General features: G+C 40.2%; 17 protein-coding genes. 6 read left to right on the top strand and 11 right to left on the bottom strand.

Going from position 1 to position 23975, the window contains the following annotated elements; all coding sequences use genetic code 11:
- Positions 1–112 precede the first annotated feature (112 nt).
- From AOG26_RS00085 to AOG26_RS00075, 3 genes are all read right to left on the bottom strand, one after another.
- Positions 113–1180, bottom strand: a complete 1068-nt coding sequence (locus AOG26_RS00085; protein ID WP_054560669.1) for a cytochrome-c peroxidase — start codon at positions 1178–1180, stop codon at positions 113–115.
- On the bottom strand, positions 1173–3851 hold the full coding sequence (locus AOG26_RS00080) for a TonB-dependent receptor plug domain-containing protein (RefSeq protein WP_054560668.1): 2679 nt from the start codon (positions 3849–3851) through the stop codon (positions 1173–1175). Before AOG26_RS00080 ends, AOG26_RS00085 begins: the two co-directional genes overlap by 8 nt.
- A 302-nt stretch (positions 3852–4153) precedes the next feature.
- Complete coding sequence (locus tag AOG26_RS00075) at positions 4154–6907, bottom strand: cadherin-like domain-containing protein (protein ID WP_054560667.1); 2754 nt, start codon at positions 6905–6907, stop codon at positions 4154–4156.
- Between the two features lie 240 nt (positions 6908–7147).
- Here AOG26_RS00075 and AOG26_RS00070 point away from each other — a divergent pair, with 240 nt between their 5' ends.
- From AOG26_RS00070 to AOG26_RS00060, 3 genes are all read left to right on the top strand, one after another.
- Positions 7148–8500, top strand: a complete 1353-nt coding sequence (locus AOG26_RS00070; RefSeq protein ID WP_054560666.1) for a magnesium transporter — start codon at positions 7148–7150, stop codon at positions 8498–8500.
- A gap of 154 nt (positions 8501–8654) precedes the next feature.
- Entirely contained in the window at positions 8655–9392 is a 738-nt protein-coding gene (locus tag AOG26_RS00065; RefSeq protein WP_082401532.1) for a hypothetical protein, read from the top strand.
- Between the two features lie 67 nt (positions 9393–9459).
- The gene (locus tag AOG26_RS00060) at positions 9460–10365 is read left to right on the top strand and encodes a tetratricopeptide repeat protein (protein WP_054560665.1); all 906 of its coding nucleotides are present in this window, start codon (positions 9460–9462) and stop codon (positions 10363–10365) included.
- Here AOG26_RS00060 and AOG26_RS00055 read toward each other — a convergent pair.
- The 3 genes from AOG26_RS00055 to AOG26_RS00045 are packed head-to-tail and all read right to left on the bottom strand — an operon-like array spanning position 10362 to position 13184.
- Positions 10362–10910 carry a hypothetical protein gene (locus AOG26_RS00055; RefSeq protein ID WP_054560664.1) on the bottom strand — a complete coding sequence of 183 codons (549 nt, stop codon included), beginning with the start codon at positions 10908–10910 and terminating at the stop codon, positions 10362–10364. The genes AOG26_RS00060 and AOG26_RS00055 overlap by 4 nt on opposite strands.
- Before the next feature lie 59 nt (positions 10911–10969).
- The gene (locus AOG26_RS00050) at positions 10970–11665 is read right to left on the bottom strand and encodes a response regulator (RefSeq protein ID WP_054560663.1); all 696 of its coding nucleotides are present in this window, start codon (positions 11663–11665) and stop codon (positions 10970–10972) included.
- 1 nt (position 11666) lies between these two features.
- Positions 11667–13184, bottom strand: coding sequence for an ATP-binding protein (locus tag AOG26_RS00045; RefSeq protein ID WP_054560662.1), 1518 nt, complete (start codon positions 13182–13184; stop codon positions 11667–11669).
- A 231-nt stretch (positions 13185–13415) separates the two neighbouring features.
- Between AOG26_RS00045 and AOG26_RS00040 the strand changes: the two genes are divergently transcribed.
- A complete protein-coding gene (locus tag AOG26_RS00040) occupies positions 13416–14297 on the top strand; it encodes a dioxygenase family protein (RefSeq protein WP_082401530.1) in 882 nt (293 codons plus the stop codon).
- Positions 14298–14360: 63 nt separating this feature from the next.
- Here the strand turns inward: AOG26_RS00040 and AOG26_RS00035 are convergent, their stop codons facing one another.
- The 4 genes from AOG26_RS00035 to AOG26_RS00020 form a co-directional block, all read right to left on the bottom strand.
- The gene (locus AOG26_RS00035; RefSeq protein ID WP_054560660.1) at positions 14361–16880 is read right to left on the bottom strand and encodes a TonB-dependent receptor plug domain-containing protein; all 2520 of its coding nucleotides are present in this window, start codon (positions 16878–16880) and stop codon (positions 14361–14363) included.
- Positions 16881–17016: 136 nt separating this feature from the next.
- A complete protein-coding gene (locus AOG26_RS00030; protein ID WP_235575448.1) occupies positions 17017–17997 on the bottom strand; it encodes a GGDEF domain-containing protein in 981 nt (326 codons plus the stop codon).
- Positions 17998–18146: 149 nt separating this feature from the next.
- Positions 18147–18524, bottom strand: coding sequence for a DP-EP family protein (locus tag AOG26_RS00025; protein ID WP_054560659.1), 378 nt, complete (start codon positions 18522–18524; stop codon positions 18147–18149).
- Between the two features lie 23 nt (positions 18525–18547).
- A complete protein-coding gene (locus AOG26_RS00020) occupies positions 18548–21802 on the bottom strand; it encodes an nSTAND1 domain-containing NTPase (protein ID WP_054560658.1) in 3255 nt (1084 codons plus the stop codon).
- Positions 21803–22040: 238 nt separating this feature from the next.
- Between AOG26_RS00020 and AOG26_RS00015 the strand changes: the two genes are divergently transcribed.
- Both AOG26_RS00015 and AOG26_RS00010 read left to right on the top strand, forming a co-directional pair.
- The gene (locus AOG26_RS00015) at positions 22041–22469 is read left to right on the top strand and encodes a hypothetical protein (RefSeq protein ID WP_054560657.1); all 429 of its coding nucleotides are present in this window, start codon (positions 22041–22043) and stop codon (positions 22467–22469) included.
- A complete protein-coding gene (locus tag AOG26_RS00010; protein ID WP_054551820.1) occupies positions 22466–22657 on the top strand; it encodes a helix-turn-helix transcriptional regulator in 192 nt (63 codons plus the stop codon). Before AOG26_RS00015 ends, AOG26_RS00010 begins: the two co-directional genes overlap by 4 nt.
- 38 nt (positions 22658–22695) lie before the next feature.
- On the opposite strand, the gene AOG26_RS00005 is transcribed toward AOG26_RS00010, so the two are convergent.
- Positions 22696–23886: an MFS transporter gene (locus AOG26_RS00005; RefSeq protein ID WP_054560656.1), complete on the bottom strand. Its 1191-nt coding sequence runs from the start codon at positions 23884–23886 to the stop codon at positions 22696–22698.
- Positions 23887–23975: the final 89 nt, after the last annotated feature.

Genomic DNA, 23975 nt, shown 5'->3' with positions numbered 1-23975 from the left:
ATAAAAATAATAATAGATCTCGTTTGCATTTGGTTGTTGTGTTTTTTGGAATTACAGCTAACTAAGAAGTGATAGTTATATGGATGAGAGCGTTGTCATTCTCATCCATTTTTTAAAGTATTTCTAAGAAGGCGACAAGCGCTTCGCGCTCATGCTTTTCTAGCTCTAACTTATGGAGTAAGTCTGTGGTTGTAGGGAAGTTTGGGTCGTCTTTATACTTTCCCTTAGGCTTTGGTCTTGCACCGCCTGCATTATAAAAGTTAACAACACCAGCTAGTCCTTGAAATAAGCCTGTATGCATCCAAGGGGTACTTTGCTTTAAAGCAAGTAGAGAAGGTGTTCTAAACTTGCCAATATCAGCTGGGTCTTGCGTGGCATCAAAACGTCCTAAATCTTGAAGTTTTCGACCATAAAAATGCAGCCCCGTAACATGAAATTCATTGTCGCTGAGTAAAGCTCCTTCATGACAAGTCATACATTTTGCTTTGGTTCTAAATAGATGTAAGCCTTCAAGTTGTTGATCGTTTAAAAGTGCAACCGCTTCATTAGGATTGGTTTGCGCTTTATCGATAAACCGCGTGAATAATGACTCTGGGATATCAAACGTGCGTTCAAAGGCAACAATGGCTATTGCCATTTGCTCTTTGCTCATTGTTTGATTACCAAACGCTGCGAAAATAGGGGGTCGGTAATCTTCTGCAGCGTTTACTTTGTCAAGCGACTGCTGAATAGATGAGTCCATTTCTTTGGGATTTTCGATAGGCATTAAAGCTTGCTCTGTCGCTGTTTTAGCTCTGCCATCCCAAAAAAATGTTTGCCAATGATCAATGCCAATAATTGCCTGGGTATTACGAGTACCGACTTGGCCATCAATGCCGACAGCTAGTTTACGCCTATCCGTAAACGCTAAACGAGATTCATGACAGCTTGCGCAGCTTACCGTGTTATCTCGTGACAAACGTGTATCGTTAAATAGCTTTTCACCTAATGCAATGATCTCATCACTTTGGTTAAAAGGTTTGGCTTTTAACGGTTTTAGTGGCGCAGCAGGGGTCTCTTTAGCTGTCATTATGGCTGGCCATTGACTTTGCTCCACAGAATAAAGTTCTCGCAGAGTTGTGTCTGCATGAACTACAGAAGCAAAGAAAACACAAGCGACTGAAATTAACCCTTTATTCATAGTTATAGGTCACTCCTAGCCAAAACATTCTGCCAGGTTCAACACCTGATTTTCCTTCAATAATAGAGTAGGTACGAGCATTAAATAAGTTGCTTATATCAACACGTAATTGTAATGACTGTTTTTGCGTAATTTGATACTCCCAACTGGTATTTAACGAGACCATCACGCGAGCTTTATATTCATAGTCTTTGTAAATTGGAATAGCAGTATTTATGCTTTCACAGCCACTACATTCACTTTCGACACCGATAACTTCAGAACCAGAGCCGAGCACAGCTGTGGTGTAGCTACCAGAATACGTTGCTGTTAAGCCAGTCGATAAGTTGTCTGTCCAAAAAGTATTCCAACCAAAGTTTGCAGCAACAGGACGGCCAAAGTTAGCTTTAATAGTATTGAGTTCAGATAAGCTAATGATTTGATCTTTATAATAAACCAATGATTCAATAGGGGTGTTGTCAGGTGTAGCTGTGTAATCAGTATTACTTTCTGAGTTTTCACTGTAGCTGATATTAGCCCACAAAGAGTGATCGCCAAATTTTGCATCCCAAGACAGTGAGTAACGTTCGCTTTCACCTGTGCCAGTATTTTCCATAGTAATGTATTTATAACCATCATTATGTAAGTTGGTTTCTTCATTACGGGCAAGCTGATCACGTTTAAATCTTTTCACATATTTCAGTGATAGGTTGCCAAAGTTTTCTGTGGCATGGCGAAGACCTAGCGCAATTTCATCATCGTAAGGGCTTTTCACATCGTCAAAAATATAGCGAAAGTTACCTGTGTAAGAAGAAGGAAGCCAAGCCTGTAAATAACCGTTTTGAATAGGGCGGTACTCACGGTAGGCAAATTTTTGTTGCTCTTTGATTTTGTATGCTAATAATCCTGCATCATAGTAGCGATTTAAACCCGCGGTAAGCAGTGTATTGCCATCGTTAAATACGTCATAACCCATTGATAAGCGAGGAGCGATATTGTGATTTCTGAAAAAATCATCGTAGTCGTATCTGAGCCCTAATTGAAACTCAAACTGCTTCCAGGTGATCACATCGGTTGCATACAGTGCTGCTTTATTTAAGCTTACGTCTATTTGTTCACTGGGTGTGACCAAACGTGAATTAAAATACTGAGCCGTACTTGCTACATTATTAGAGTAGGCAAGTAAGTGCTCTGGGTTATTAAAATCGATACTGCCGCCTAGTTGCTCGGCAAGGGTATCTAAATCCACATAAAAGCTTTCTTCAATACAATCAATAGTATAACCGCTACAGTTTAATGAGTTTTGGCTTGAAGAGTACTGCACAGGTGAATCATATTTGTAATAGTTTTGTGCGCGATTACGTTCTACGTTTTGATGATTCAATTCAGCACCAATACGGATGGCGTGCTCTGTTTTACCCCAGTTTTTGCGGTTTAGGGTTAATGAATTACGCCAGTTGAAGGTTGTTTGGGTGTTTTCTAAATTACCATAACCTCCTATTTTGGAGAATAAGATAGGTGTGTAATTTTCATTGCTAGATTCTTGGTCAGCATACTGACCCCATTCTTTACCTTTAGCTTGTAGCCATTGATAAAAATGCGCAGGGGCGCTGCGATTATTATCGCTTTGGCTAGCATTAAACTCACTACGCCAAAAGCCTAAACTGGTTTCTTCACTTAGATTGGCAATAAAGCCCGTATTACCGCCATCAATTTCATAGTCACTGTCTAGTACGTCATCGAGGAAGCTTTGTGATTTGTATGGGGCGTATAAAAACGTTAGATCAAGCGCATCAACCCAACCATCACGATAACTATATTTTAGTAAGCCATTGATATTTTCTCTGTGCTCGGTTTTCATTTCTTGTAATGAAATAGAAGAGATATCACTTTTTAAGTAACTTAAATTGAACAATAGGGCGTGTTTATCATTGATACGCTTTTGCAGCATCAAATCGATATCTGTTTTTTCAAATACTGGCGGCTCAAGTGCTTCTTGCTCTGCGAGCGGATTATCATTATCGTTATCTTCACCTCTGATAATGTGATATTCCCCCCAATCACTTTGGTTAGTACGTACACCTAAGCTTATCTTTGTATCTTTAGAAAAGGGTGAAATGGTTTCGGCATCAATAACACCACCAGAAAAGTCACCATAATCAGCTGGAATGTTGTGATCATACACTGTAATTGATTCAACCAATTGGCTGTTAACATTCATGCTTTGTACACCACCATAGACATCATTTTCTGATGCACTGATCCTTGAAGAACTAGCAGGATCTAACCGATTGTTGTAGTTCATGCCATCAATCATAAAACCTGTTTGCCAAGGCTTAGCACCCGATATGCTTATTTCTGGGGCACTGACTTCTGCCAAACTATCAATTGAGAAATGACTTTCACTTAATAACACGCCAGGCAGTAAGCCAATTAGCTCGTTAATATCGCCATTTCCTTTTGGAGTTGCTTCAATAAAGTTGCGATCAAGATAGGCTCGACCAATTACTTCAGGAACCTCAATCCCTATGTACTGACCTTTTACAGTAATGCGTTCAATATCGTCGGTATTACAGTGCTGATCTTTACTTGGTTCACATTGAGGCTTAATTGTTTGCTCTTTTACTTCGTTAGCATGTAACGGGGCATTAAGTAAAAGCATCAAACACGCTGATAAATAGCGTATTTGCATTGTGACAACTCCTGATTGTTGATCTGGTAAAAAGCTTAGGTAATAACTGCAGCTGCATGATGTTTAATCACGACTAGCAGAAAGTTAGCGTGTTATGTGGGCTGATTTTATCATTAAAATACGAATGAAAATAGATCTCAATTGCATTTGTGGTTATTATTTATGCAGAAAAATTAAATAATTAATGGGGCGTTTATCAGCTAGAGGGTCGCTGTTTCTATGTTTGGGATTTTATTAGATGAAATTCATTGTCTTTTTGCAAAGAGTAGGCAAGTACATGTAAACATGTACTTGCCAATAATTTACTCACCTAATGGCGTAGTATCTAAACTATCTTCAATACCATCATTGTCAGCATCGGTATCAGCAGTGAGCCCTGAGTCGCTAATAGCGTCAGGTGTTGCCGATGATAAGAAGAAGTTTGGTTTACCATCGTTATCAGTATCAACACTTGCAACTGTGCTACCCGGAAAATCATCTTTAGTTGCTACAAGAGATGCTTGTAAAGCATACAGTGCTAATTTGTCTGCCTCTGCATTTATATCTAAGTTAATCAATTGCTCGGCTTTGTTGTATTGCCCTAAACGAGTATACATAGATACATAGGTTTCTACGTTATCCTGAATAACTTTATCTTCTTGAGTTAATAAATACTCGGTTGACTCATCTAGCATGCTAATAAGCTGGCTGTGAACCGATTGATAAATGTCAGCATACTGTTCGTTATTTGATTGGTACTTAGCTAGAGATACAAAGAATGAATCGCGTACAAAATATTTATCACCAACTTCTTTTGTACTAACTAGGGTCAAATAAAGTGTTTCAAATAGGTCAGTAAAGTCTTCAAATTCAAGTGATTGTGCATTGCTTGAAACAAGGGTAATGGCTTCTTGCACCCATTCTACTGCAAGCTCAGTTAGGTTATTTTCGTTTAGGTAACCTAAGTAAGAAACTAAATGGGGGATTTTGCTTTCAGGATTTTCCAGCTTGTCAATTTCAGCCTTCATTTTAGCTACTAATTCAGGTATTTTGTCATTAATCCCTGCCATGTTGTAGGTGCGAATTAATTCGCTATAACCTTTAATATCGAGCTCTGTAGATAGCTTTCCTGAATTTGCTTCCATCCACTGAGTACATTGCAGGGCATGGCTTTTTGCTTGCTCTTCGCTGCCCATTAATAAATCAAGCGAAATATGGCGAGCACAGCCCTGCCAACCTGTTCTACGATGAGAGCTCCTGAAGGACTGTTGATCAAAATAGGCTTCGGTAAACATAACTTTACTTGCTTCGTCTAAGAGCGCTAAACCAAGCTCAGGGTAGCCATAACTATAAACAATAGAGGCAGCACCCGATGAGGTTGTACCATCAGCCATAGCCCAATATAAGCTAGTTACGTTATTATCATCTTGTTCTATAAAGTAATCTTTAGCATCTGCAATTGCATCTGCAACGCTAAATCCAGCAATAACTTTGTTTGCAATTTGATAAGCATAAGACTTCTCTCGTGCATCAGTTTGGTCTTTTTCGGTCGAAATTAAATTAAATGCAGGATTCTGTGCAAAATCGATATCGTACAAACTGCCAATATAGGCTGTTAATTTTTCTAAAGGTGATTGATAAGTAGCAAGTGTTACCGCAGAGTTTGTTGCTGCACTAAATGAATAGTTGCTATCAAAACCAGTATGACCAAATAGTGATAATGCATAGTTAGCGTAATATTTAGCAGTCTCAATATCATTAACTTGCATCGACAGTTCAATAACACCTTGAATATAATAAGACTTCAATCTGTCGGTTTTTTCACCTTTATATTCACCACTGCTAACGTACTGGTAGCCTGTTTTGGTAATAGCTTCACCGTACGTTTTAATTATCTCAGAAGCGAGCGCTTTATTTGTTTCGTTTGGCTCTGCTAAATACCTTTCTACAGCAGAACTAGAAGCGTTGCTAAATGCTGTTAATAAACGACCATAAACTGTTGTGTAGTTCTCTTGCCTAACACTATCTGCGTACAACTCTAATGTTTTATAAAGCTCTGCGGCGCGAGTAAATTCACCAGAATCTTTATATTCATTAGCAATATACGAATAAAATGCAGCGTCGCTAGATGTTAGGTTCTCAACACCTATGCTTGCAATATATTGATTATAAGTGGTTACTGCGAGGTCTCGGTAAGAGCTTGCTTGTTCTGCAACACCTAGAGCATCAAATTTTTGTGCGGTTAATCGGTATGCGTTTGCTTTGTCACTTAATGTTGTGATTTTATCAAAGTGTTCGATCGCTTTTTGGTCGAAACCAGCTAATAGATAACCAATTGCCAGAGCAGCATTAACGTCACTCATATAAACATCATCATTAATGTTTTCGCCGATTGCCTCAGCTTGTTTTAGATACGATTTATCTGAGCTGTAGTAGTAATTGAGTTTATCCTCGTTCGTAACATACGAAGGTTTTAATTCAATAGTTGCGCTGATAGGCGAGCTGATATTGCCATCGGTAAATTCAATAACAAAACTGTCGTTAATTTCTGACAGCGTTTCTGCGGTAAATGTAAATGCCCCCGTTTGCTCATCTAGAGTTAGGGTACCGTTGACTGGAGGTGATACTAAAGACACAGTTACAGTATCGCCGTCGACATCATTAAAAGTTAATGTACCTTCTGTTGTAGTCGAGGTAGTTACAGAAATTGATTGACTCGCAAGTGTTGGCGCATCGTTAACGTTATTAACCGTAAAAGTAAGCACTGCATCTGTGCTTAAGTTACCGTCAGTAGCAGTAACAGTTACCGTGTCTTGGCCTGCAAAATTTTCTTTTGGGGTATAACTAAAGCTGCCATCAGCATTTAATGAAAATAGTCCGTTACTTGCTGCAGAGCCAAGTGAATAGCTTACTGAATCGTCATCGCTGGTAGTTAGTTGACCGGTAAGACTGCTATCTTCGCTTAAGGTAAAGGCGCTACTGCTTGTAAACTGAGGAGCCTTGTCGCCATCTGAACCACCGCACCCAGTGAGTGCTAGCGCCACTGCTAATGATAAATACTTTATTTTGTTACCCATATGGAAACTCGCATTAATTATTTTTGGAAATTGGCGAGATAGTAACATCAAAATACGAATGAGAATAGATCTTAATTGTATTTTGTTTGTTCAAGCATAGTATATACAGAAATTTCAAATGTTAATTCACTTTAAAAGTTGGCTTCATATCATGTTAGGAAAAATATACCTTTTCAGAGCAGTTATTTTCCCCGAGCTGCGTTAGACTATTGTTATTGATGTAATTAACCGAGGTCTCAAATGATTGAGTATCCTGTTGACCAACTTCCCCAGTTAATTGATGACTTGCTTCAGTGTGATACCACAACACGTAAAAATAAGTTACTTGCTGATGCTAAAGAAAAGCTTTCTACTGAGCATTTATCGTTATTGTTTGAAGCCTTACCTAAAGAACAGCGTTTAGAGATTTGGCAATTACTCGATGAAGATACACAACATGAAATCTTCATTAACCTAGGTGGCGACAGCTGTCGTTGGCTATTGCAAAGCCTAGAAGAAGCCGAAGGCTTTAAGCTACTTGACGAAGTAAGCGTAGAAGAGTTACTTGAACTTGAAGAAATTATTCCTGAGCGCTTTGTTGATTATGCACGCAGACAACTTGATGAAGTTCAAACAAAACAGTACGACCTTGCACAGCAATATAATCCAGAGCAGTTAGGTCACTGGCTCGATTTTGATGCTTTAAAAGTGTCAGAAAAACTCACAGTGGCAGGCGCGCGTAAAATTTTTCAAAAAGGCTTACCGCAATATACCGAGGTGATTTATCTAGTCAGCCGTAAGGGCACTCTCATTGGTGAAGTGGCTATCAATGCTTTATTTAAAGCCAATGATAATGACAGCCTACTGGATTACGCGAACCTTGATGTATCGGCTTTACATGCTGATGACGACTTATACGAAGCTGCTGAAGTGGTTATTCACAGTGAGCAAATGGCGATGCCTGTTGTGAATGCCGACAACAAACTATTAGGCCGATTGTCAGTGTCATCAGCTTATGAATTGCGCCAAGAAGTCACCGACGAAGCCGCTGCAAAAGCCGGTGGTCTTCGTGAAGACGAGGATCTGTTCTCAAGCGTCACTAAATCGGCAAAAAACCGCGGTATTTGGCTTGGTATTAATCTAGCAACGGCGTTTTTGGCCTCTTGGTTTATCGGTTTGTTTGGTGCAACTATCGAGCAAGTGGTTGCGCTGGCGGTATTAATGCCGGTTGTCGCTTCAATGGGTGGTATTGCAGGTAGTCAAACGTTAACGGTTATTGTGCGCGGTTTAGCACTCGGTCAGGTTACCGACTCCAACCGTAGAGCACTGCTGAAAAAAGAGCTAAGAGTGGGGGCGTTAAATGGCTGTGTTTGGGCCTTTGTGATTGGTGTACTCACTTATTTTTGGTTCAATGATGGCATGTTAAGTCTAACAATTACTATCGCTATTTTACTTAACTTGGTTGCTGCTTCGTTATCAGGGGTGGTGATCCCATCGATTTTAGATAAGCTTAAAATCGATCCAGCCCTTTCAGGTTCTGTGATCCTGACCACAGTCACCGACATCGTCGGTTTTGTTACCTTCCTAGGTTTAGGTAGTTTACTCCTTCTTTAAGGGATCGGATGCTGGCTAAAGTAGTGTTTAGCCAGCTTTTACAAATCAATCCCCTCTAGTGATAACTTTCAAAAGAACATAAAATAAACACTTTTATTTACCTAATACACAGTTATTATGAATTGTGACTCAGTCAAGCTAAAAGGACGTTAATATGGTATTAGGTAAAAAAGGAGTACTCGCTGCTTTATCGGTAATGTCAGTGTTTAATGTTTCAGCGGCGCAAACTACAACTGGTGAACAAACTAAGCTGAGCGAAGATCCCACCAAGGTCGTCACTCAGTTTGGTGCAAGTTATTCAGATGAATTAAGGATCACTGGTTCGCTAAGTTTGGGAGCAGTAAAAAAGCTTAATGCTAGTGTGAGTGCCAATGGCGATGAATGGCGTGTTGGTGGCTCGTGGCTATTTGATATTGGCATTGTTAATTTTAACTTTGGTAAGCAAAGTTATGATCAAGGAGCTGAGCGCACAACCTATAGTGTTGGCACTTTTATGCCACTGAGTTACTTTGATATTGCGCCCTATGGTTGGCAAATTTTCGCTATGGGTGGTTATAGCCATGTTGATGGTGAAATTGCTTGTTTAGCAGGGCAAGGGGCGTGTTTAACATCAGAAATACCTGGCCCTGAGGGTTGGGTGCTTATTCCAAACAGTAGTGATGGTGGTTATTTGGGGGCGTTTGCTTTAAAGCCATTATCCGAAAAATGGACATTAATGACTGCAGCAGCGTATTCGGTAGGTTCTAACGATTATTCAGGTTATTTCGCCGCTATTGGTGCAAGTTATCAATTTGATAAACAACAAAGTTTTAAGCTATTTGCTGCAACAGAAGACAGTGATTACGGCTCAGATCAAAATTTAGTGCTGGGTTACACTTATCAATTTAATTAAAAAATACTGTTACAAAGCATTAAATTTTGTTAGTTTTCTGAGTGAGTTATCGCTGAGAAAATAGTGCATGAAGAAAAAGTTAGCCTTGTTATTGTTAGGATTATCGAGCCTTAATGCCAATGCCTCTGAAAACTTTAGTGATCATGAGATGTTTTGTGAGCAACAATCACAAATTAGTTGCTTAGATTACATTAATCAACAGCTAGCAAGCAGTGAGCTTGGATCTGCGCGTTGGTATGAAATTAAATCTTATCAGTTTGATTATTTCTACGACAAAATGGAATTTCAAATCTTGAAAGATAGCACTGAGCCTTTCATTACCGGTGAAGAATTGCCTGTTGTCTTCCAAGTGCAAGTTTACTTTTATTACGCTAAATCAATGCATTATTTAGGCGACTTTGAAACTGGTCGTAAATATGCCACAAAAGCATTTGAAAAACTGCAAGCAATCTTCGACTCTTTTGGTAACCCTATGCGCATGGTCGAATTGGCTAATTTGCAATACGTGTTTGGCAACAAAGAAACGGCATTGCAAATTCTTGATAGGGCAGAGCGACGCTTTGGTAAAAGCAAAGATCCCATTTTTCACTTTGAACTGGCTTCGAATAAAGCAAATGTTTATCACTCATTAGGTGATGTAGACGGTGCACTTGCAAGCCGAAAATCCGCTGCTGATTGGATTTTAAAAACCAACCATAACCGCAAAATATCTGTCGCTTTAGGTAACTTAGCGCGTACCCACCAACTTCTGGCAAGTTATGAGCAAGCTGACGCTGTATATATTCAGTCTCTTAAGTACATGGACTCAGACTCAGATCGAAATATGATTGCTATATATAAGTTACGTCTTGCTGAAATCAATTGGCAAGCAGGAAAGCAAGATCAAGCATTAAAATGGTTTAAGCAAGTGCATAAAGAAGACATTCGCCAATCACATGCGAAACTTTATGCACACCTAGGTAACGTGCTTTAGATAGTGTAAAAACACCCTGGTTTTTCGGCTTCACCCGGCGCTAAAATTTGTAGATGGGTTGACTCACCTTGTTCCATCAAAGGCTTCATAGTTTTATCAAACTGCTTAGCGGCATGTTCAATTAATTTTGCTTGCTGTTCCAGTGCTTTAAAATCGGCATCATGAGCAGCCATAAGTTTATTGAGTTCTTTAGCCAACTTATCTTGCTCTTTTAATAAACTTTTATTAATTCGCAAGTGGTTCTCGTCTTCAACAACTGCTTCTTCGGTGATTGCTTCTATTTGCTCAGAGTACTCAGTAACTTGTAGCTCTATGTCATTAATTGGTTGCTCGAGTGCTTCAAGTTTTACTTGTTCACGCTCAAGCTCTAGGTATGCTGCAATTTGCTCGTTATTGAGGGGACTTTCGCTTACCTTTTTACAGTCTTTAAAAGTGATAACGCGATAATCACCCTGGTTGTTTGTTGTGCTGGCATTAGAGAGGCCAATACAAGCAGTAGTGGCCGTGATTAAGATTGCACTTATGCTAATACGTACTAAATTCATAATGATGTCCTAATGGGTTATGTTATTTAGTTAGTCGTCGCAAGTGTGAAAAAGGTTGTTTAAATTTTAAATTTATATCCCACGCCATAAATTGACTCAATGTAATGGCTATCAGGGTCGGCTTGAGTCAGCTTTTTACGCAAGTTTTTAATGTGTGAATCAATGCTGCGCTCGTAGCTCTCAAAGTACTTCCCTTGGGTCATGGTCAGTAAATCTTGGCGTGAAAAAACTTTATTAGGTGAAGCAATTAATATTTTTAATAAACTAAATTCATTAATTGTAAGTTTCAGTTCTTCATTTTTTACCAGTACTTTGTATTCGCTCGGATCAACAATAATATTGCCTGCTTTGAATGTACTTGGTTTGTTACTTGGCATTCGGCGTCGTTTTAAAATAGCTTTCACACGCGCCATTAACTCTTTTGGTTTGAATGGCTTAGTAACATAGTCATCGGCACCAACATCAAAACCAATTAAGTGATCAATTTCTTCGACCCGTGCGGTAAGCATAATAATAGGCACATCACTGTATTGTCTTATCTTGCTGCACAACTCAATACCATTTGTGCCTGGCAACATGATATCGAGAATAATCAAATCAGGGTTTAGCTCATTAACAGCATCCAGTGCGCAGTTGCCATCGTGAATTAGGCTTGTTTTAAACCCTTCAAGATATAAATACTTTTCTATTAATTCGGCAATTTTAACTTCGTCTTCAATAACGAGAATATGCTGTTTAGCTAAGGTTTCTGACATATTATTGCGCCTCTGCAAGCGGGAGTTTTAACGTTAAACACAGACCGCCTAAACGGCTTTTAGTTGCATTTATTTTTCCTTGATGGGCTTCAACAATTGTTTGGCAAATCGCCAAGCCTAAGCCAAAACCGCCGGTTTTTCTGTTACGAGAGCTATCGGTGCGATATAAACGATCAAATAGTTTTTCAAGAGCCTCATCAGGAACACCGGGGCCTGAATCTTCTATCGACAAAAATACATGATGGTTAGACACGGTTAAATCTAACCAGACTTTTTGCTGTTCATCGGTGTAGCGTAAATTATTTTCTAAAATGTTTTGTAGAACTTGTGTAATACGATTTTGGTCGGCTAAAACCATCACTGTTTGCTCTGGTAAGGTGGCATTAAGCGTGATATTTTTGGATTGAAATTTAAACGCATACTTATGCGCTTGTAGGGCCACCAAGGCATTAAAATCAATAGTTTCCATATGATAGTTAAAACTGTGTCTGTCGAGTGAGCTAACTTTATGTAAGTCGTTCACAAGTCGGCTTAACAGCGCCACTTCTTCTTGCAGTGAGCTTATTGCCTTTTGGTTTGGTTCAATAATGCCATCATTAATGGCCTCTAGTTCACCCTCTAAAATAGTTAAAGGCGTGCGTAGCTCATGAGAAATATCCATGAGCCATTGGCTTTGCTGCGACTCAAAGCGTCTGAGCTCTGTGGCAATACGATTAAAATCATCCGCTAAGGTCGCAAATTCATCACTACTGTTGACGGTTATTTTGGTCTCAAACTCGCGTTCTGCAAGGGCTTTTGCGCCTTTTTTCAGCTGCGAAATAGGGTTCGTAAAATGACGTGCGAGTAAGTAACTAAATAATAACGCAATTAATAAACCAATCCCTGCTGTCCACAAACTGATGTTAATTTGTGTATTAAGGTAATGCTGAGTCAGTGCGCTGACATGATTGCGGTTAGCATGCAGTTGAAGTACTGCAACAACGTCGCCATTGTGGGTGATTTCTTGCTCGTTCACGACCTCAGTTTCGGTATTGCCTGCAATCAATATTTCGCCTTTTTCATCAAGCAAACTTAGGCGTTTTTCAAAGGGCATGAAGTCATCAGGCATGGGTTTATTGCGAGGTGGCGACTCATGCATGTCAGCAAAGTTAGCAGGCTCGTTAAACTCATTTGATGGGTCAAATTCAGGTGGCTGGTCGAACGATGGTGGCACCCCAAAGTCATCGGGGGGTGGCATCGCTTCATTTTGCATACGTTTTTCAGGAGGGCCATTTAATGGAAAAGGGCCGGGCTCTCCTGGTTTTGGGCTATTGGGCGAAAACAATAAACGGCTTGAATGAAAATTACGGTTAATTAATTCATACCACAGGGCTTTAGAATCGATAAACATCCCAATCGAACCCGTTTGCTGATACTGCAGGCTAATTTCAGTGGCTATACGGTTAAATGCTTCGTTATCTATATCTTCAAATACATTATTGAGCATACGCTTATTGGAAATTGCATTTAGACCAAACATGGTCAGCACCAGTAGTAGCGTAATGATAAGATTGGTAATTAAGAGTTTGTGAATTAACTTCATAGATGTAATAGTAAAATGTAATAGCCAGAAATGAATATACTATAAATGTCTATTTTTTGGCATGTGCATCCTAGTCACTCTATAAAAGCACCATTTTTTCTACACAAAGTCTCTACATTTGTTCTTTATACTCGACGTTAATTACTCATGTTAGCGAAGGGGCACAAGATGACTTTAAAACCTGAACTTTATACTCGTAGAAAAATGCTTAAAACATTAGGTGTTTCAGTTGCTGCTGTGCCTATGTTGGCATTTTTAGGCTGTAACTCAGACAGAGTATCATCAACGGATACAACATCTGACACCGATACATCAACAGATACAGACACCAGCACTGATACAGACGATACAACAACCACGAACGACAGTGATTATGTATCAGGCACAACAGCTCTTATTACAGATGACTTTCCTGATGACAGCATTTTTGAAACATCAACCGCATGTGTGTTAGCACTGACTCAAGCAACAACCGAAGGCCCATGTTACTTCCAAGCTGATTCAGACGAAGACATCTCTGATGGCCTAACGGGTTTACCTATGATGCTGTGCTTACAGTTAATCGATAGCGACTGTAACCCATTAGCAAATTACGAAATCTCGGTTTGGCACTGTGATATCAGCGGTATTTATTCGGGCGATACTAGCAGTAGTTCTGATAGCTCACGTTTTGCGGGAGATTTCTGTACTGATGGTGATGCCGAAGCTGAGGCAAGTACCTGGTATCGTGGTTCATTGATCACAGATAGCAGTGGTCGTGTGAACTTTAAAACGCATTTCCCAGGTTGGTACTCTGGCCGTACTATTCATATTCACTTTAAAGTAGCAAACAACAATAACGACTATGTAATCAGTCAGTTCTGTTTTACTGATGCGTTTGCAAAAGAAATTTGTACCACTCATAGCGATTACAAATCACGTGGTGAACAAGATACAACCCTTGCTAGCAACGATAACGTGTTTGGTAGTGATTATGAGCAGTTTATTTTAAACACAGCACAAAATAGTGATGGCACTTTATTGGCGTATCACACTATTCAAATTAGTTAATTTATTCACTTATCATTGTAGGTTAGGGCGTGTTAGCAATTACTGCTTTCACGCCCTATTTTTTTAGAAGCTATAAGTGATGTTACCGTAAATAAAACGGCCATCTAAGCTGTATGGCGCAAAGCCACTATAAGGGAAAATTTGGTTGAAATCGCTGTAACCAATATTACTTACAGTATCTTGAGGGTACTGATCAAAAAGGTTGTTGGCGCCTAATGCAAACTTCCACTGCTCATCAGGGCGGTAAGCCACTTCTAAGTCAGCAATCCATTTAGCATCAAGTACTTCATCACCATCTTCACTGCTTGCAGTGTCAACTACTTCACCATAACGAGTTGCTCGTAATGTCGTTTGGAAGTTTTCATAATCCCATGTTGCAGATAGGTTCCATTTATCGGCTGGCGTGCCTTTTTCAAAGCGTGTGATTTCACGACGAGAGAAATACTCGTAGCTATCGCCAAGGGCTTCTAGCTCTGCTGGGTTTTCTTTAACATGTGTCACTTCGGTGTCGTTAAAGTTAACTGCTGCACTTAAGCGTAAATCACCATAGCTTTCTAAACCTAATGAGTAGGTCGCAACAATATCAACGCCTTGCGTACGTGAATCAATGGCATTAGTAAAGTAACGAACGCGCTGCGTATTTACTTCGCCCGCTTCGGCTAAAATCGCTTCAACTTCAGGGCCGCTTAAGTTTTCAGACAATACGATACGGTCGTCAATTTCAATGCGATACGCATCAAGGGTTAAGCTAAAGCCGCCTTGCGTAAAGATGAAACCCGCCGTCATATTAACTGACTCTTCAGCGTCTAAATCACGAGCTCCCAGTGCTTGCGCTGCTGGCTCATCAACAGGGAATAAACCCACTTCATTTGGCACACCATTTTCAAAAACAGTGCTTACTGATTTATAAGATGTTTGGGCAAGTGAAGGCGCTCTAAAACCTGTGCTAATTGCACCACGTAGCGACAGCGACTCGTTAATGCTGTAACGCGAAGCAAGTTTAGAGGTAAAGGTACTACCAAAATCACTGTAATCTTCAAAACGACCTGCTAAAACAAGGTTCCAATCTGTAGTTAGGTAAGTATCAAACTCTGCAAATACCGCAATGTTATGACGGCTTTTATCTGTTGCACTTTCTGGTGAGAAACCAGGTAACACTTGCGCGCCACCGGCAGCAACTGGGTTGCCATCGTCATCTAATACAGTGAGGTAAGAGGCTGTTTCACCTGCTTTGATTTGGTAGTTTTCGTGACGATACTCAGCACCAATCGTAACAAACACATCATCAGGTAAACCTAAATCTAGTGTGTTGCTAGCATCCATGTTCACCAAGTATTGTTCATAAACAAGCGAGCCATCATCAAATTCTGTTGGGCTGCTAACACCCATCGAGGTATTTAAGCTGTTGCTTACGCCAATACCAAAATCGTTGCGACCATAATTGGTGCTTACATCCCAAGCCCAATCATTGGTTTCGCCATTTAGACCAATTGCAAATGAGTAATCATCAACATCGGTATCAATTTGCGGTAAGAAACCGTCAGGATACACTTCAGTTAAGTTACGAGAATCTTTGGCGCGACGATAAAAACCACCTGAGTTACCTTTACGGTTTGAGTAACTTGCAAATGAGTAAAGCGACAGCGAGTTATCAAACTCATAACCTAGGTTATAAAAAAGCGCGAAGTCTTCGATATCGGCTTTACCAAAGCGGTGGTTATAGCGGTCGAAATCAAATTCACGCGAATCTAAATCGCCATTTTCATCACGGCTATATTGCTCACGCGCATCAAAGCCAGAGCGATTTGTTGGCTCGTTATTACGTGACTCAATTGACACGTTAATAAAGCCATTATCGCCTAGTGCAAAGCCCGCATTAGCACTTGCTGTACGCGTAATGCCGTCGTTTACTTCACGGTCGCTGCCAGTTTCAAAGCTTAAGTTGCCTTCGCTATCAGTTGTGGCGTTTAGTAGCTGAGGAGAGCCAGCCATTTGTGTGTCGTATTCACCGTATGTGTAGCTCACGCTACCGCCTTCATCGGCATCTTTTAATACAATATTGATCACACCGGCAATCGCGTCAGAACCGTATTGAGCTGCAGCGCCATCACGCAGAATCTCAACACGTTTAATTGCAGAAGTCGGAATATTATTTAGATCCACTGCCGTTGAACCACGGCCAACCGTACCATTTAAGTTTAATAATGCACCGGCATGGCGGCGTTTACCATTAATCAGAACTAATGTGTGATCAGGAGCAAGGCCACGTAAAACAGCCGGTTTAGCGTGGTCAGTACCATCTGCAATGGTGGCACTTGGGTAGTTAAAGCTTGGTAATTGTGATGCTAATACTTGGCTCATATCAAGCTGGCCTGTGCTTGATAGATCGCGGCTTGTTAATAAATCGACAGGCACGGTACTTTCAGAAATGCTACGAAGGCTACGGCGAGTACCTGTAACAGAAATAACTTCAACATCTTGAATGGTGTTGTCAGTTGTTTGCTCAGCAGCGATTGCAGTCACTGATGTAGCGAGTGTACTTGCAATAGCGAGTTGCAAAGGTACTTTTTTAAAAAATGTCATTGTTGGATCCCTTCTGACGTTGATTTCGCTTCGCAGTTTATCAATAAAAAAGGAACAAACAAATAACATAAAAGTATACTATATGATTATCTTAACAAGCTATTTAGCTCACGGTGTTTACATTATACTAACTTTGTTATGCGCTAATGCTGATTTTATTTCTGCCCTCTGTTTTTGCTCGGTATAAAGCAGTATCTGCTGCGCAAATTAATGCCTCTGAAGTACGGTATTGATTATTAAACTCGCAAGCAATTCCTTGGCTTACACTTATTCTAAAATCACTCGGTAAACCTATGTCAGTAAATGGCATGTTATTTACTTTTATTTGAATATGTTTAGCAATAGCTGCGGCTGTGTCTTTTTGACAGCGGGGTAATATAATGGCGAATTCTTCACCACCATAACGGGCTGCTAAACAATCCCGAGAAGGAAGTGACTCTGCGATTATACTGGCTACTTTTTGTAAGCATTTATCGCCTTTTACATGACCAAATCGGTCATTGAATAACTTAAAGTAATCAATGTCGATTAATATAGTGCTAATAGCTTGATTAGTTTGTACGCTTTCTTGCCAATGCTCTTTTAATGACTCTTCAAGGGTTAATCTATTTGCAAGGCCAGTTAAATGGTCAGTAGTAGCCTGTTTTATTAAGCGGTTATATTGCTCTTTGTGTGATGATAAATCATGTAATACACAAATAAATAAATTTTCTGCAACGGCAATATTTTTTGGCAGGCTCGATATACATAAATCCGCCTCAAGGGTTTTATTATCGGCGCGGTTTATTTTAACTTCGTTTGGCCCAAGGCTTATCGGCGAGTCTTTATGGTCTAACCAACTGAGTAGGGTATACATGTATTTATCACGGTCGGTGTCGTGTAGGTAATGTAAAATGTTTTGCCCGATTAACGCTTCTTGGTTGTCTCCAAAAAGCTGAGCCGCCATCGGGTTTGCAAATTCAAACGTGCCTTGACCATTAATGATAAACACTCCTTCAGGAATGTTCTGAAACATTTGGGCAATCAGCGCAAGTTGCTCTGAATTAATAGACTGCGCAAGTGCGCTCTTCGCTTCTGATTTAGCAGTGCTCGGTTGTTCATTTTTATTAGTAGACACGTTCGTTTCCTTTTTGCCGATGCAAACGATTTTGGTGTCTATAAAGTTACTTAAAAAAGTGCAAATTAACCTTCTGGTAATCTTCTGGTTTTAATCTGTTGTTTTGTAATGTAAAAAAGCTCCTAAGAAGGAGCTTTTTACAGAGGTATTTAGTCTTCTTTATCATTTTTTACTTGCGGGTCGGCACTTTCATAGCTTGTGCCATTGCACTCTACGATGAAAATCATACACGCAGTACCGCTATTATCATCTGTATCGGCAATCTCAATTGTTTGACCATTATCAGTGACTTTAAAGCTAAAGTCTTGCTTGCAATCACCCTCAAGGTTTGCAAATTTAGCACCTGTAAATTTAAAGCCAGCATCAACAGTTGCGTCATCAAGTGTATAAATACCGAGGCTGTTTCTTTCATTGACAGTACCGCCACCAGAAACTTGCTGACCGTCTTGGAAGTATGTGAATACAGCTTCATTTTCAGTGTTAAGTGTAACATTCACTGTAAAGTTGTAAGTTTGACTTTCGCTCATTGTTATTACCTTCTAGTTGTTTTTTATAGATCAAAGTTAGTAATACCTAACTCTATTAGTTTACTTTTAATTGTGCCTACCTCACTTTCTTTGTTTAAACAGGTGTAGGCTTGAATAAGTGGGTAAGTTCTTTTTATACTTTTATTACCATTTTTGTTTTTCTCAATTGTATTTATAGTTGCTTGGCAAAATTGTTGTTTTGCTATTTTGTCTTCAGCAAGCTTTGCTTTAATTAAGTTAATCTTTATTAGGATAGAGTTGTTTTCTATTTTTTTAGTATCAGATAGTCTCTCAATTAAGTCTGAGTTGTTTTCTAATTTTAATAAAAGGACTTCGGCTTCACTTAAAAGGTTTCGATTTATTAAATAATGAATGACATCTATTTGAATGTTTATTAAAGTTATATTTGAAAACCCTTGGTTATCAATGTAACTCAAAACATCTTTTACCCTTTCACTAGTTTTATTTTTATCTAACAGCATTAATTGGTATGCAAGCGTTCTGTAAAAGGTGCGTTGAAAGTTTTGATTTTTTGGATCTTGTATTCTTGCTTGATTAATTGCGTTGGTTGCTTTTTCTGCTTTTAAAAATGCCGCTCTCTTATTTGGGAAGTAGCTCAATAAAAAGCTTTGCTGCATATAAGTGTTTGCTAAATGACTTTGCAAACTTGCATCATTCGATGACGTTTTAAGCATGTTGACTAGCTGTTGAGAGGCTTGTTCAAGCATTTCGAGTGCAGCGTTTAAATTACCGAGCCTCTCTTCTGTGGTTGCAATCCAGCTAATGGTGTCTGTTTTATCGCGTAATAAATTTTTGTTATTAGGTTTAAGCTCAAGAGCTTGGTTTTTAAGTTTTAAAGATTCTGTAAAGCTCTGTTTTGCGAGAGCGTAGTTAAACTGCTTTATATACAGTGAACCAAGTGAATTGTGTGAGTAAGATAGCTCCATAATTGAATTAAAGTCATTGGGCGCTAACGCGTACATTTGTTCGCTGTACTCTTGATACCGTTTAAACCAAGGTTCGGTCGCATTGTAGTCGCTGTTGTCATAATGTAATTGCCCAAGCCAAAAAGCATTAGCCCCTGCGAGCATTAAAACATCTAGGTTGTTGGGTTGAATTTTTAGTAATGATTCTAGGCGCGTTCGTGCATTTTCAAAGGCAGTGAAGGCCTCGTCGGTTTTGCCGCGCGAGTAAGCGACTTCGCCCATGGCCTCTAAGGTTTGAGCGTATTGAAAACGGTTATTAAACTCGGCTTGTTTATCGCTAAAGTCAAACAGTGACGCTGTTTCTTCGTTTTGGTTGGTAAAATACTCAAGGGCTTTGTTGCTAATACCATCCAGTAAATCCATACGTTCAACGCTTCTGAGTTTGTCGGCAAATTCACCGACCATAAAGCCCAATAAACTTTCGGCCTCTTGGCGTTTTTGTTTTGCTATTTGTTCGGCGTGATAGCTGCGTACGCTCATAAATGTGGCAATAAAGGTTAAGCACACAAGTGCAGCCGCTGTTATTTGTAACACGCGTTTTTTACGTTTGGCTTTGTTGTTAGAGGCTTTAATTAACGCTTGTTCGTCACTCGATAAGCTAAACATAGGGTTTTTAACTAGGGTTTGTGCTTCTTGCAGCGGTTTGCCTTGCGCTAATAAAAAGTCACTGTGTTTATGCTCAATCAGCCAGCGCTCGGTAGCTAGTTGCACACGGCTTTGAATTGCTAAGCTTTGTTGGTGCTCTTTCACCCAATCTATGGCGCGTTGCCAATGGCGTAGCAGCGCTTCGTGAGCAAGGCTAAAACAGGCTTGTTCATTTTTAAGGTGTGATACAAACAAGCGGCTATCGACCATAGCCTGAACAAGCTTGGTCGCAGCAGGGCTGGTTAATTCGCTCCAATGTGCAGCACGGCTGGTGAGTGTTTCGCCATCTGGGTTTAAAGTGATCAGCTTAGAAAGAACTGTGGCAAGTTCAGTTTGTTGGTCTTTGGGTAATTGGCAAAATACCTGTTCGGCTTTTTGGCCGATGGCTCCTTCGATAGTGCCAAGCGCTTGGTATTCAGAAAACAATAATTCGTTGTCTGGGCTGCGCTGCAAGTAAAGCTGCTGCAAGGTGTATTGCAGCATTGGCAATGCATCAGGGTTATTGGCAGTATCGTTACAAAGTTGTTCATCAAGCGGTGTGTGATGCTCTGGGTGATGTTGCCAACTTAAGCCTGCTGCAAGTGCTGGCAAACGGATCATTTGCTTTAGCTCAGAGCGAGTTGGCGCTAATAAGTCAAAATGTGCGCCATTGGCTTTACCTGCCATTAAACTTGGTTGACTCACTACTTGCGGGTAAAAGTCATTACGACAGGCACTAAAAATGATCATGCAGCCACTTGTTGCTAAGCGCTCAATAAGTGCTAACAGCTGGTTGCGCTCGTCATCGCTAAATAGCGGCGATGACAATAGCACTTCGAGCCTGTCGATAAATAAAAATAGATAGGGCGTAGTGCGCTCTGCATTTAGCGCTGCAAGTGCTGCTTTACAGCGAGAAATAACCAGTTCTGGATCTGTTAATAACAATTCAGCCAACGCATCGGCGCTTATATCGCTAAGTACAGGTGCGTCGTTTATTTCTAAATCGAGCAAGGTTGAGGCTAAATCAAGCAGTAAGCGCTCTTTGCTGACATCGGCAAAGTCGAGTTGGCAGTAACTGTGTACTCTAATGCCATCGTAGCCATTACTCGACATTAAAGCGGGCAATACACCTGCGTTAACTAACGACGATTTACCTGAACCACTGGCTCCCAAAATTAAGCAAAATGCGCGACCAAATTCTATTTGAGCCGATACCCGCTGTAACAAAGTGGCAATTTGTTTGTTACGACCAAAAAACACATCGGCTTGCTCTGGTGCAAATGCACTTAAGCCAACAAAGGGCGAATCACCTTGCCAACTGGTTTGGCTGGCTTTTTGTTCTTCGTTGAGTGGAAAGTTGATTTCGGCAATAACCCGATAACCACGTTTACGAATGGTTTCTATGTAATGCGGATCGCTTGCTTTATCTTCAAAGGCTTTACGTAATTGGGTGATCACTTTATGCAGGGGATTGTCACCGAGCGCTACATTTGGCCAGCAGTGGCTGATAATTTCTTCACTTGTTAGTAGCTCACCTTGTTTTTCGCAAAGCAGCAGTAATACATCCATCGCCTTGGGTTCAAGATGCTTTGTTTGTTCACCGCGTCTGATTGAATTAGTGGCCGGAGTAACTTGCCATTCGCCAACGAAAAACAGTGCCGTATTCATAGTGTTATCTTCATTTTTATTGTTAGAAACGCAGTCCGATTGGACCGATTTTATATTAGATTACGGAATTCTTTGATTAATACAATATTATGAGATCAACAGCAAGCGCCTTGCCTTTTCTGACATTAAAAAATCATATTGATGTCGTGTATATAAAACTTTTTGTAAAGTTTGTTTGACTTTTTGTGTTGCTAGGTTAATCTTTAGTCAAGTTTACTTTACTTTCAAGGTGAGAATAATGAATCAAACAGGATTAACCTTTAAACAACGTAATAAGCAGAACACGCTAAACCTCGCTAAATGGACATCTGCATGGGTGATTACTTTAGCAATTGCCTCATTTGGACCACATTTTTTATGGCAAGAGCAGGCTGTTTATAGTGTTGTAGCAATCTTAATTAATGTCGTAGTTGGCATCATGATGATTTTATCGAACAAGCGACAACTACAAGGAATGGATGAGCTTCAGCAGCGTATGCACCTTAATGCAATGGCCATTACTTTGGGTGCAAGCTTGGTATTTGGTTTAGCTTATTCGGTGGTGCAATCAAGCGGTTTAATAAGCTTTAAAGAAGATATATCGCACCTCGTAATCTTTATGAGCTTAACCTATTTAGTGAGTCTTTTAATGATGAATAAGCAGTTAAACGACGAGGGCGAAGAATGAAAAACCGCTTGAAAGTGCTTCGTGCTGAGCACAACTACACCCAAGCGAAACTCGCAGAGCTTTTGGATGTGTCTAGGCAAACTATTAATGCGATTGAAAAAGGTAAATTTGACCCAAGTTTGCCATTAGCATTTAAAGCGGCGCGTTTATTCAACCTGAGTATCGAAGAGATATTTCAGGATGAATAAGCCTTCAGCCTTCAGCGATCAGACTGAGAGCTGAGAGCTTAAGGCTTACAGCTTTGTCTTTTCATTTGCATTGCACTTAACGACCACATTAAAAAACCACCTAAGAATAGTGCCGCCGAAACATAGCCTGTTTGACTAGGGAGTGCGCCTTCGGCAATAGCCATGCCGCCAAGCCAAGGGCCAATCGCATTAGCTGTATTAAACGCACACTGCACCAGCGCACCAATCATGGCGTGGCCTTGTGGTGATACATCCATTAATAATGATTGGATCACGGTACCTAAACCCACGCTAAAACCAATAAAGAAAATCACCGCGTATAACAGCCAAATATTATGGCTTGCGCTTACATAACTGGCTGCAAATACCACAGCACCAATCAGCGCAGCCCCTGTGGTTTTCAGCGGTGAGTGGTCGGCGGCTTTACCTAATACATAGTTACCTAAAGTACAGCCAATACCAAACATGATCATAGCAATAGAGATAGTGTAAGCAGGGGTATGGGTGACTTCTAAAATAGTGTCGGCAATGTACGTGTAAACACAAAATACACCACCAAAACCTATAATGATGATACCCAGAATGGTCCATACGAGCTTATTCTTTAATACACTTAACTCATCGAGAATCGATGTTGGCGCGGTATTTTTTACGTTAGGTACGTATTTCACAATCAATACCAAGGCAACTAACGCAAGTACAGCTGTGCCCGCTAAACAATAACGCCAGCTAAAGTTTTGCCCCACTAATGTGACCATGGGCACACCAACAATAGTAGCAATGGTTAAACCCATAAATACTTTTGACATAAAGCTTGCGCGTTTATCGGCAGGGGCAATGTCGGCTGCCAATAAAATAGCGGCGGCGAAGTAGGCACCGTGTGGTAAACCACTTAAAAATCGAAATAAAATAAGTTGCTCAAGTGAGTTTGCAAAAGCACTTAAGCCATTGAATAAAAACATCATGCTGACAAACATCAACAGTGCATTGCGCTTACGCATGTTGGCGGTTGTGATCATAAATAGCGGTGCACCGACGACTACGCCTATCGCGTAAGCACTGATGGCATAACCACTTTGCGCTGGCGTAGACGAAAATGTTTCGCTGATCAGGGGCAACATTGGCATCATAGAAAATTCTGATAGGCCTAAAATGAATGTGCCTAAAGCCAATACTATCAGAATGGTAAACGTGCTTGCGTTGCCTTGGGAGTTGGCTACGTTAGTCATGTAATTCCTTTAAAATAAATTTAAAAACAAAATAGATTTTTGATAATTGAAAATGCCAGTAACAAATACTTTGYTCTGGAGTAGAGATG

The sequence above is a fragment of the Pseudoalteromonas sp. UCD-33C genome (assembly GCF_001306895.1).
Taxonomy (GTDB): Bacteria; Pseudomonadota; Gammaproteobacteria; order Enterobacterales; family Alteromonadaceae; genus Pseudoalteromonas.
This window is presented reverse-complemented; position numbering and strand designations above follow the sequence as displayed.